A 10305-nucleotide genomic window follows, 5' to 3' on the forward strand; every position below is an offset into this window, starting at 1 on the left:
GCGGCATCCACGGAGCCTTTGACGCTAGCGACGCCGCTTCGGCCAACCCCGGGCTGGCCATGCTGAAGGTGGCCCCCGCTGCCGGTCCGTGCTGCTCGCCGCCTCCCAGCCGATCTGGTCCCTGCCGCTGGAAGGCGTCCACCAGGCCCTGCAGACCACACCGGAGGGCCTCGGCAGCGCAGAGGCCGAACGGCGCCTGGCCCATTTCGGCCCCAACCGCCTCCCGCCCGCCAGGCGCCGGCCCCTGGCCCTGCGCTTCCTGGACCAGATGGTCCACTTCATGGCCCTGCTGCTGTGGATCGCTGGAGGCCTGGCCTTCGCCGCCGGCACCCCCCAGCTGGGCTGGGCCATCTGGGCGGTGGTGCTGATCAACGGCGTCTTCTCCTTCTGGCAGGAGTTCCAGGCGGAGCGCACCCTGGCGGCGCTCACCCGCGCCCTGCCCAGCCAGGTGCAGGTGTGGCGCGACGGGCAGCTGGGCTTTCTGGCGGCGGAGGCGCTGGTGGCGGGAGACCGTGTCCGGCTCGAGGAGGGGGATCGGGTACCGGCCGACTGTCGGCTGAGCGAGGCCCATGGGCTCTATCTGGATCTGTCGGTGCTCACCGGCGAATCCCTGCCGGTGGCGCGCCGGAGCGGGGCCATCGAAGGCAGCCAGCGGCAGGCGAAGGTCAGCACCGGTGAGCAGGCCAACCTGGTGATGGCCGGCAGCACCGTGGCCTCGGGACGGGGGGAGGCGTTCGTCTATGCCACGGGCGCTGAGACGGAATTCGGGCAGGTGGCCCGGCTGGCGGCCGGCACCACGCGCGGCGCCAGCACCCTGGAGCTGCAGGTGAGCCGGATCGTGCAGACGATCTGCACCATCGCCGTGACCATGGGGGTGGTCGCGTTCGGCCTCAGCGTCCTCCTGGTCGGGATGGCCCCGCTGGAGAGCGTGGTGTTCGCCACGGGGATCATCGTGGCCAACGTGCCCGAAGGGCTGCTGCCCACCGTCACCCTGGCCCTGGCCATGGCGGTGCAGCGCATGGCGAGCCGCCAGGCCCTGGTTCGCCGCCTCTCGGCGGTGGAGGCCCTCGGCTCGGTGAGTGTGATCTGCTCCGACAAGACGGGCACGCTCACCGGCAACCGCATGGCGGTGGAGAGCACCTGGCTGCCGTTGCCCGCCGGGGGGCTGGAGCGGCTGCTGTTGCGCGCCGCCTCCCTGTGCTCCAACGCCCGCCTCGAGGTGGCGGTGGCTGGGGCTGGTGGCGCCGCCCAGCCGCGGCTGGGGGTGGGGGATCCCACCGAAACAGCGATGCTGGTGGCCGCCGCGGAAGCCGGGCTGATGCCGGAGGCGCTGCCGGGCCGGCATCCACGGCGCCGGGAGATTCCCTTCGATTCCCTGCGCCGCCGCATGACCGTGCTGGTGGACTGGAGCGACCTTGACGACGATCTGCCGATCGTCACGGGGGGGGTCCTGTTGATCACCAAGGGGGCCCCCCTGGAAGTGCTGGCGCACTGCACCAGCTGGCTGTCCTCCAGCGGCGACGCCCCCTTGCCCGCCGAGCTGCGCCAGCAGGTGGTGGCCGCCAACGATGGGCTGGCCGCCAGGGGCTTCCGCGTCATCGCCGTGGCGCTCCGCCGCGGCGACGGGGCCTGCGGCGACGCTCCGGCGGAGGCCCTGGAGAGCGGCCAGATGTTCCTCGGCCTGCTGGGTCTCTACGACCCACCGCGGCCGGAGGTGCCCGAGGCGATCCGCCGGTGCCGCGAAGCCGGCATCAAGGTGACGATGGTCACCGGCGACTACGGCCTCACGGCCCAGGCGATCGCCCAGCAGATCGGTCTGCTCGATCCCCCCGGGTCCCCGGGCCGGTCGACGGCGCAGCAGCAGGCGAGCGCCGACCCGGTGCGGGTGATCGAGGGCTCCTCCCTGGCCCAGATCAGCGACGTGCAGCTGCGCCAGCTGCTCAAGTACCGCCGCCGGCTGGTGTTCGCCCGCATGGCACCGGAGCAGAAACTGCGGCTGGTGCAGGCCTACCGCGCCCTCGGCGAGGTGGTGGCCGTCACCGGCGATGGCGTCAACGACGCGCCGGCCCTGCGCGCCGCCGATGTGGGGCTGGCGATGGGGATCAGCGGCACGGATGTGGCCCGTGAAGCCGCCGACATCGTCCTGCTCGACGACAACTTCGCCACGATCGTGGAGGCTGTCCGCTACGGCCGGTCGGTGGTGACCAACATCGGCCGCTTCATCACCTACGTGCTGGCCTCGAACGTGCCGGAGGTGCTGCCCTTCCTGGCGATGGTGATCGCCGGCATTCCCGCCGCCCTGACGGTGCTGCAGATCCTGGCCGTCGACCTGGGCACCGACCTGTTGCCGGCCCTGGGCCTGGGGGCCGATCCACCCGAGGCGGGGGTGATGCGCCTGCCCCCGCGCCCCAGGGGCCTGCCCCTGCTCAACCGGGCCGTGATGGTGCGCGCCTATCTGGTGCTGGGGCTGGTGGAGGGCCTGGTGGCCATGGCGGGCTATCTGCTGACCTGGCAGGCCAACGGCGTGGGCTGGAGCCAGCTGCGGCTCCTGGCCCCCCAGCTGCTGCACCACACGGCCGACGCCGGCGTGGTGGCGATCCAGCAGCAGGCCACCACCGTCACCTTCTGTCTGATCGTGGCCGGCCAGATGGGCACCCTGCTGGCCTGCCGCAGCGAACGTCGTCCCGCCTGGGCCATGCTCGCCATCCCCAATCCGATGCTCTGGCTGGGGCTGATCAGCGAGCCGCTGCTGGCCAGTGCCCTGGTGCTGCTGGCTCCGGTGGCGGCGGTGTTCGGGATGCGACCCTTCCCGATGGCCTGGCTGGGGCCGATGGCCCTGGCTCCGCTGCTGGTGATCCTGGTGGATGCCCTCGACAAACGCTGGCGGCAGGCTGGGCAGGCGCCGCGAGGCTTCAGCAGATCCGTGGCAGCAGTTCCCCGCTGAGGGGCACCAGCACCCGCTCGCTGCCGTAGGGGGTCCGCAGCAGCACCCGGCCCCGGCGGCCGCCGGCTCCGGGTCCTGCCGCCGCCACCCGGCCGATCCAGGCCCCGCCGGCCGGCGCCAGCACCTCCAGGGCCCGCTGCCGATCGGCCTCGGGCACCACCGCCAGGAAGCGGCCCTCGTTGGCCAGGTGCAGCGGGTCGAAGCCCAGCAGCTCACAGGTGCGCCGCACCGGCTCCGCCACTGGGATGCGCTCCTCCTCGATCTGCAGCTCCAGGCCGTTGGGGGCCGCCAGTTCCTGCAGGGCGCTGGCCAGGCCGCCGCGGGTGAGGTCCCGCAGGCAGTGGAGCCGCACCCCCGCTCCCAGCAGGGCCTCCACCGCGGGCCACAGGGGCATGCAGTCCGTGGCCAGGGGGGGCTGCAGGTCCAGGCCATGGCGGGCGGCCAGGATCGCCACCCCGTGGCGGCCCAGATCCCCGCTCACCAGCAGCTGGTCACCGGGGGTGATCGCCAGCGGATCGATCGGCGCGTCCACCTCCAGCAGGCCGATGCCGCTGGTGTTGAGGAAGGCCCCGTCCCCCTTGCCCCGCTCCACCACCTTGGTGTCGCCGGTGACGATGGTCACCCCGCAACGCCGGGACGCCTCCACAATCGAGGAAACGATCCGGCGCAGCAACGCCAGCTCCAGCCCCTCCTCAAGGATCAGACCCAGGCTCAGCACCAAAGGCTTCGCGCCTGCCATCGCCAGGTCGTTGGCGGTGCCCGTCACCGCCAGGCTGCCGATGTCGCCCCCCTCGAACTCCAGGGGCTGCACCACGTAGCTGTCGGTGGTGAAGGCGAGCCGGCCGTGGGGCAGGGACAGGCGGGCGGCATCGTGCAGCACCTGGTCGGGGTCGGCGTAGAGGCGGCGCAGTTCGGCGTCGATCAGCTGCTGCATCAGGGTGCCGCCGCCGCCGTGGGCCAGCTGGATGCGGGGGGTGGCGGGCGGGGCCGGCTCAGCCACGGCGGCCGTAGCGGTGGTAGGCCGCGCAGGCCCCCTCCGAGGACACCATCGGCGCCCCCAGGGGATGTTCCGGCGTGCAGGTGGTCCCGAAGGCCGGGCAGTCCATGGGCCGGGCGCGCCCCTGCAGGATGCGACCGCTGATGCAGACCCCCTCGGCCCCCACCGCGGCCCCCGGCTCCACGCCGGCCTCGGGCCCACCGGGCAGATCGGCGAAGCGGGCCCCGGCCTCCAGACCGCGGAAGGGCGCCCTCAGCTCCAGGCCGCCCCCCGGGATCACGCCGAAGCCCCGCCAGATCCGGTCCACCGGCTCAAACACCGATTCCAGCAGGGCCCGGGCGGCCGGATTGCCCTGCTGGCGCACCACCCGGCCGTAGGCATTGGCCACCCGGGCCTCGCCGCGCTCCAGCTGGCGCACGCAGGCCACCAGCCCCCGCATCAGATCCAGGGGCTCGAAGCCACTCACCACCACCGGCACCCGGTGCCGATCCGCCAGGTCCTCCAGTTCCGCGGTGCCCATCACGGCGCAGACGTGCCCCGCTGCCAGGAAGCCCTGCACCTGGTTGCCCTCGGCCGTGAGGATCGCCGCCATGGCGGGGGGCACCCGCACGTGGGCCGCCAGCAGGGAAAGGTTGGCCGCCCCGGCGGCCGTCGCCTGGCGCACCAGCAGGGCCGTGGCCGGGGCCGTGGTCTCGAACCCCACCGCCAGGAACACCACCTGGCGCTCCGGATGGCGCCGGGCCAGGGCCAGGGCCTCCAACGGGGAGGTGAGCAGGCGCACGTCGCCCCCTTCGGCCCGCACCCCCAGCAGATCCCCCGGCCCGCCGTCGGCGGCGCTGCCCGGCACCCGCAGCATGTCGCCGTAGGAGCACAGGATCACCTCGGGCCGGCGGGCCAGGGCCCGGGCGGCATCGATCGTGGCGGCCGGCGTCACACAGACCGGGCAACCGGGGCCGTGGATCAGCCGCAACCCGGGCGGCAGCAACTGGTCGAGCCCCCAGCGCACGATGGCGTGGGTCTGGCCGCCGCACACCTCCATCAGTGTCCAGGGGCGGGTGGTGATCGCGGCCAGCTCGGCCGCCAGCTCCCGCACGGCGGCCACCTCCGCCGTCGCCGCCAGCGGCGCACTCACCAGGGCCCCGGCGCCGCCGCGGCATCGGCGGGCAGGAAGGTCTGGACGGCGCGCATGTACTGGGAGCGCTCGTACTCGCTGGGATCGGGGCAGCGCTGCTGGCTCATGCAGCCGATCAGCTCCCGGGCCGTGGCGTGCTCATGCTCCAGCAGCCACTGGGCCAGCTCCTCCTCCAGCCCCGCCAGCCGGCCCGGACCGTGGCGCAGCAGGGCGGCCACCACCTGGGTGATGGCGGCGCCGGCCATCAGCAGCCGCACCACATCGGTGCCGCGGTGCACACCACCGGTGGCCGCCAGATCCACCGGGTGGCGGCCGTGCAGCAGGGCGATCCAGCGCAGGGGCAGCCGCAGGTCGTGGGGGGTGGACAGCAGCAGGTTGGGCCGCACCTCCAGTTCCTCGATGTCGATGTCGGGCTGGTAAAAGCGGTTGAACAACACCAGGCCATCGGCACCGACGGCGGCCAGCCGCTTGGCCATGGCCCCGAAGTTGGTGAAGAAGGGGCTGAGCTTCACCGCCAGGGGCAGGGTCACCTCGGCGCGCACCTCGGCGACGATCTCCAGCACCTGGTTCTCGATCGCCGCGCTGGAGAGATCCGGATCGGTGGGGACCGAATAGATGTTCAGCTCCAGGGCGCTGGCGCCGGCCGCCTCCATGCGCCGCGCCACCTGCACCCACTGGCCGGGGTGGGCGCCGTTGAGGCTGGCGATCACCGGCACCGACAGGCGGGAACGGGCCTGCTCCAGGTGGCGCAGGTAGAGGTCGTGGCCCACGTGGAAGATCGAGGGCTCAGGGAAGTAGCTGAGCGCCTCGCCGTAGCTGTCGGCGCCCTGCAGGGTCACCCGGTGCAGCTCCAGCTGGTCGCGCTCGATCTGCTCCTCGAACAGCGAATGCAGCACCACGGCCGCGGCGCCGGCCTCCTCCAGCCGCAGCAGCTGGTCGATGTCCTCGCTGAGGGGGGCCGCGGCACCCACCACCAGGGGACTGCGCAGCTCCAGGCCCAGGTAGGTGACGGACAGATCGGGGCGGGTCATGCCGGTGCCTCGGTCGGCGATGGGGCCGGGGTGCCGGCGAGGGCCTGATACGTGGCCCAGCGCCGGGCCACCTCCAGCTCGGCCTGGCGCGCCAGGGCCCGGGCCCGCTCCGGCTGGCTGAAGGAGAGCATCCGGAAGCGGTTCTCGGTGGCCATGGCTTCGGCCAGGGGCCGGCGCTGGCCCCGGCTGTCGATCTGCAGCGGGTGCTCGCCCCGTTCGGTGCGGCGCGGGTCGTAGCGGTAGAGCAGCCAGCGGCCGGAGTCCACCGCCGCCTTCTGCTGCTCCATGCCCCGGGCCATGTCGATGCCGTGGGCGATGCAGTGGGAGTAGGCCAGGATCAGCGACGGCCCCGGATAGCTCTCCGCCTCCAGGAACGCCCGCACCGTGTGCTCGTCGCGGGCCCCCATGGCCACGCTGGCCACGTAGACCGTGCCGTAGCTCATCATCATCAGGCCGAGATCCTTCTTGGGGGCGGCCTTGCCGCCGGCGGCGTACTTGGCCACCGCCGCCCGGGGGGTGGCCTTCGACATCTGGCCGCCGGTGTTGGAGTACACCTCGGTGTCGAGCACCAGGGCGTTGACGTCCCGGCCGCTGGCGAGCACGTGGTCGAGGCCGCCGAAGCCGATGTCGTAGGCCCAGCCGTCGCCCCCCACCAGCCAGACGCTCTTCTTCACCAGAGCATCGGCCAGATCCAGCAGGCGGGCGGCCTCGGCGGCCTCCGGTGCCATGGCGTGCAGCAGGCGCTTGAGCTCCTCCACCCGCTGCCGCTGGGCGACGATGCCGGCCTCGTCGTGCTGGTCGGCGTCGCGGATCGCCGCCACCAGGGCCCCGGGGAGCGGGGGGTCGGCCCGCTCCGGCGCCGGCCCCAGGCGCTCCATCAGCTCGAGGGCCATCTGGCGCTGCTGGTCGATCGCCACGCGCATGCCCAGGCCGAACTCGGCGTTGTCCTCAAACAGGGAATTGCTCCAGGCCGGGCCGCGCCCCTCGGCGTTGGTGCTCCAGGGGGTGGTGGGCAGGTTGCCGCCGTAGATGGAGGAGCAGCCCGTGGCGTTGGCCACCAGCATCCGATCGCCGAACAGCTGGCTGGCCAGCTTGAGGTAGGGCGTCTCGCCGCAGCCGCCGCAGGCGCCGGAGAACTCGAACAGGGGTTCCTGCAGCTGCTGCTGGCCGATCCTGTGCAGGTTGAGGTCGCCGCGGGCCATCTCGGGCAGCCCCAGGAAGTAGTCCCAGTGGCCGCGGCCGGCCTCCCGCAGGGGGCGCTGGGGGGCCATGTTGATCGCCTTGCGCTTCGGCTCGGTGCGGTCCCGGGCCGGGCAGACCTCCACACACAGGGCGCAGCCGGTGCAGTCCTCCACGGCCACCTGGATCGTGAAGCTGCGGCCCGCCAGGTCGGGATCACGGGCCGGAGCCTGGCGGAAGCCCTCCGGGGCTCCCGCCAGGGCGTCCGGCGCCACCGCCTTGGCCCGGATCACCGCATGGGGGCACACCATGACGCACTTGCCGCACTGCACGCAGAGGTCGCTCTCCCACACCGGCACGGTCTCGGCGATGTTGCGCTTCTCCCACTGGGCCGTGCCCGTGGGCCAGGTGCCGTCGCAGGGCAGGGCGCTGACGGGCAGGGCATCGCCGCGCCGCTCCAGCAGGGGCCCGATCACCTCCCGCACGAACAGCGGCGCCTCGGCGAGCCGGTCGGCCACAGGGGCCGGGACCGGCAGGTCGTCCTCCGCCGGCAGGCGGCGCCAGTCGAGGAGCTGCAGATGCTCGAGGCTGGCGTCGAGGGCACGCAGGTTCATGGCCACCACCGCCTCCCCCTTGCGGCCGTAGGTCTTGCGGAGGGAGTCGCGGATCTGCTCGATGGCGTCCTCCCTGGGCAACACGCCGCTGACGGCGAAGAAGCAGGCCTGCATCACCGTGTTGATGTGGTTCCCCATGCCCGCCTCCCGGGCCACCCGGTAGGCGTTGATCAGCCACACCGTCAGCCCCCGCTCGCGGATACCGCAGCGCAGCGAGGCCGGCATCCGCCGCCAGCTCTCCCCGATCGGGAAGGGGCTGTTGAGCAGCAGCACCCCACCGGCGTCCAGGCCCGCCAGCAGGTCGAAGCGGTCGACGAAATCCCACTGGTGGCAGGCCACCAGGGTGGGCCGCTCGATCAGGTAAGGGGCGCGGATCGGCCGAGGGCCGAAGCGCAGGTGCGACACCGTGACCGACCCCGATTTCTTGGAGTCGTAGACGAAATAGGCCTGGGCGAACAGATCGGTCTGCTCCCCGATGATCTTGATCGTGGCCTTGTTGCCCCCCACGGTGCCGTCCGAGCCCAGCCCGTAGAACACGGCCCGCACCTGCTCGGGCCCATCGACATGGAAGTCCGCGGCGACGGGCAGGGAGCGGTGGGTGACGTCGTCGTCGATGCCGACCGTGAAGTGGTTGCGGGGCTGCGGCAGCAGGAGGTTGTCGAACACCGCCTTGACCATCGCCGGGGTGAACTCCTTGGAGGAGAGGCCGTAGCGGCCGCCCACCACCCGCGGCAGGGGGCCATCGCCGTGGCAGGGGCGCCACGCCTCGCTGAGGGCGGCCACCGCATCGAGGTAGAGGGGTTCGCCGCCGGCCCCCGGCTCCTTGCAGCGATCGAGCACGGCCAGGGATCGCACCGTGGGCGGCAGGGCGGCGGCAAACAGCTCCGCCACGAAGGGCCGGAACAGGCGCACCTTGAGCACCCCCACCCGTTCGCCGGCGGCGTTCAGGGCCAAGGCGGTCTCCTCGGCGGTCTCACAGCCGGAGCCCATCAGCACCACCACCCGCTCGGCATCGGCGGCGCCCACGTACTCGTAGGGGCCGTACTGGCGGCCGGTGAGGCGGGCGAACCGGTCCATCGCCTCCACCAGGTGGCCGGGGAGGGCGTCGTAGAAGCGGTTCACCGACTCGCGCGCCTGGAAGTAGACGTCCGGGTTCTGGGCCGTGCCCCGCAGCACCGGGTGGTCGGGGGAGAGGGCCAGGTGGCGGTGGGCCGCCACCGCCTCCATCGGCATCAGGGCATGGAGCACGTCGTCGGCGATCGGCTCGATCTTCTGGATCTCGTGGGAGGTGCGGAAGCCGTCGAACATGTGCAGGAACGGCAGCCGCCCCAGCAGGCTGGCCCGGGTGGCGATGGCGGCGAAGTCGCCGGCCTCCTGCACCGACGCCGAGCAGAGGATGACGCAGCCCGTGCCGCGGCAGGCCATCACATCGCTGTGGTCGCCGAAGATCGAGAGCCCCTGGGCCGCCAGGGAACGGGCCGCCACGTGCAGCACGGCCGGGGTGAGCTCGCCGGCCAGCTTGTAGAGGTTGGGCACCATCAGCAGCAGCCCCTGGGAGGCCGTGAAGGTAGTGGTCAGCACCCCCGCCTGCAGGGCCCCGTGGACGGTGCCGGCGGCGCCGGCCTCGCTCTGCAGCTCCACCACCGCCGGCACCGTGCCCCAGAGGTTGGGGCGGCCTTCGGTGTTCCAGGCGTCGGCCCACTCGCCCATCGGCGAGGCGGGGGTGATCGGATAGATGGCGATGGCCTCGTTGAGGCGGTAGGCCACCAGAGCCACGGCCTCGTTGCCATCGACGGTGATGGTCATGCGGGGTCGTCCTCGACGAGGCTGAGGGCCAGGCCCACATGCACCAGCACCCGATCGCCCACGGCCGCCTCAGGCAGGCAGGCCAGGCTCACCTGCTGGCGCACGCCTCCGAAATCCACCTCGGCCATGCGCCAGAGGCCGTCATCGTCTGCGGCGGCGACGGCTTTGGGCCCCGCCGCTCCGGAATCGCCCGCCGGCGGCTGGATCCGGATCGAGAGGATGCGAGCGGGCACGGCCAGGCACATGGGCGGATCACGGCGCGTGGTCTCTCCCCCTGGTTGTAGGCCCGCCGGCCGGATCTGCCCACGGCCCCGCCGCCGCCCAGAGCTGGCCGAGGGCCAGCCCGCCGTCATTGCAGGGCACGAGCTCCGGCCAGAACGGCCGCAACCCCCGGGCCCGCAGGGCGCCGATCACCCCCTCCAGCAGCAGCCGGTTCTGGAAGCACCCCCCGGCCAGGGCCACGGGCACCCCCTCGGCGGGGGTCGGTGCGCTGGTCGGCAGGGCCGCCGCGGCGATGGCGGCGGTCCCGGCCAGGGCCGTCACCAGGGCGTGGTGGAAGCGGGCGGCGCAGACGCTCGCCGGTGTGCCGGCCGCGATCGCCG

Annotated in this window: 6 protein-coding genes and 1 pseudogene; 1 reads left to right on the plus strand and 6 read right to left on the minus strand. The window is 73.1% G+C overall.

The window, feature by feature from the left end:
* Nucleotides 1-88: 88 nt before the first annotated feature.
* Nucleotides 89-2944: a cation-transporting P-type ATPase gene (locus KBY81_RS10540; protein WP_254976450.1), complete on the plus strand. Its 2856-nt coding sequence runs from the start codon at nucleotides 89-91 to the stop codon at nucleotides 2942-2944.
* On the opposite strand, the gene hypE is transcribed toward KBY81_RS10540, so the two are convergent.
* The 6 genes and pseudogenes from hypE to KBY81_RS10570 form a co-directional block, all read right to left on the minus strand.
* Nucleotides 2913-3944: a hydrogenase expression/formation protein HypE gene (gene hypE, locus KBY81_RS10545; RefSeq protein WP_254976451.1), complete on the minus strand. Its 1032-nt coding sequence runs from the start codon at nucleotides 3942-3944 to the stop codon at nucleotides 2913-2915. The two genes, KBY81_RS10540 and hypE, sit on opposite strands and share 32 nt — an antisense overlap.
* Nucleotides 3937-5073: a hydrogenase formation protein HypD gene (hypD, locus tag KBY81_RS10550; protein ID WP_254976452.1), complete on the minus strand. Its 1137-nt coding sequence runs from the start codon at nucleotides 5071-5073 to the stop codon at nucleotides 3937-3939. Before hypD ends, hypE begins: the two co-directional genes overlap by 8 nt.
* On the minus strand, nucleotides 5070-6104 hold the full coding sequence (locus KBY81_RS10555) for a dihydroorotate dehydrogenase-like protein (protein ID WP_254976453.1): 1035 nt from the start codon (nucleotides 6102-6104) through the stop codon (nucleotides 5070-5072). The genes hypD and KBY81_RS10555 overlap by 4 nt, the downstream gene beginning before the upstream one ends.
* Nucleotides 6101-9703, minus strand: a complete 3603-nt coding sequence (gene nifJ / locus KBY81_RS10560) for a pyruvate:ferredoxin (flavodoxin) oxidoreductase (protein ID WP_254976454.1) — start codon at nucleotides 9701-9703, stop codon at nucleotides 6101-6103. Before nifJ ends, KBY81_RS10555 begins: the two co-directional genes overlap by 4 nt.
* Nucleotides 9700-9936, minus strand: a complete 237-nt coding sequence (locus KBY81_RS10565) for a HypC/HybG/HupF family hydrogenase formation chaperone (RefSeq protein ID WP_254976455.1) — start codon at nucleotides 9934-9936, stop codon at nucleotides 9700-9702. The genes nifJ and KBY81_RS10565 overlap by 4 nt, the downstream gene beginning before the upstream one ends.
* A gap of 19 nt (nucleotides 9937-9955) precedes the next feature.
* Nucleotides 9956-10305, minus strand: a pseudogene (locus KBY81_RS10570) (carbamoyltransferase HypF); the annotation flags it as partial.

Origin of the sequence: Cyanobium sp. Lug-B, assembly GCF_024345635.1 — a bacterium.
Taxonomy (GTDB): Bacteria; Cyanobacteriota; Cyanobacteriia; order PCC-6307; family Cyanobiaceae; genus Cyanobium; species Cyanobium minutissimum.

What these genes read in the sequence shown, in the direction of transcription:
- KBY81_RS10555 (WP_254976453.1), bottom strand. Translation starts at nt 6,104, where the DNA reads ATGACCCGCCCCGATCTGTCCGTCACCTACCTGGGCCTGGAGCTGCGC.
- nifJ (WP_254976454.1), bottom strand. Translation starts at nt 9,703, where the DNA reads ATGACCATCACCGTCGATGGCAACGAGGCCGTGGCTCTGGTGGCCTAC.